Origin of the sequence: Mycobacterium sp. P7213 (genome assembly GCF_900604305.1) — a bacterium.
In the GTDB taxonomy this organism is placed as follows: domain Bacteria; phylum Actinomycetota; class Actinomycetes; order Mycobacteriales; family Mycobacteriaceae; genus Mycobacterium.
This window is the reverse complement of the sequence record NZ_UWOA01000117.1, coordinates 1-731: the sequence shown is the minus strand read 5'-3', so window position 1 is coordinate 731 and position 731 is coordinate 1. Positions and strand designations below refer to the sequence as shown.

At 65.3% G+C, this 731-nt stretch carries 2 pseudogenes; one reads left to right on the top strand and one right to left on the bottom strand.

Annotated features, from left to right (window positions below):
• Window positions 1–159 (bottom strand): annotated as a pseudogene (locus tag EJK91_RS22850) (IS110 family transposase); the annotation flags it as partial.
• A 122-nt stretch (window positions 160–281) separates the two neighbouring features.
• On the opposite strand from EJK91_RS22850, the pseudogene EJK91_RS21465 reads away from it, so the two are divergent.
• Window positions 282–731: pseudogene (locus EJK91_RS21465) on the top strand (DNA recombination protein RmuC); the annotation flags it as partial.

Here is a 731-nt window from a genome sequence, read left to right as displayed (position 1 = left end):
CAATGACCGCAACCAGTCCAGGATCTCCCCGTAATCAGGGGTCAGCCGACGCTCGAATACCTCACCGGTATCCCCGTCCAATGCACACCCGATCACCGAACGTGCGTGCACATCCAAACCAACACTCGTACGCTGAACCTTCACTGGGGCCTCCCACATCTTGTGGCTCTACCGGCCAGGACCTGATTCCTGTCGGCAACCCACGGTCACATGTGAGTGAGGCCCCAGCCCCCCATACCGTCTAACCGGGAGTTGTCGGTGGGGCGCGCTACCTTGCCGGCATGGACACAGCACTGCTGATCCTCCTCACCTCACTGGCGCTGCTGGCGGTGATCCTCCAGGTGGTGGTGCTGGTGCGCCCCGCCGGCGGGGAGATCTCGCCTGCACAGCTCTCGGCGTTGCGCGGCGACAGTGAACGCGTGGAGCGAACCCTGCGCGAAGAGCAGCATGCCGGGAGGGCCGAACTCGCCCAGGCCTTTCACCAGTGGCAGCTGACCCTGCATCGCTTCGGATCGACCCTGCAGGGCACCCAGGACAAACTGGGCGCCACGCTGGATCGGCAGCTGCGGAGCCTGCAGGCCGAGAACACCGCGCAACTGGAGAAGATGCGCGCCACGGTGGACGAGAAGCTGCAGGCCACATTGGAAACCCGTCTGGCGCAATCGTTCACGCAGATCTCGGAGCGGCTGGAGGCGGTGCAGCGGGGGCTGGGGGAGATGCAGACGCTGGCC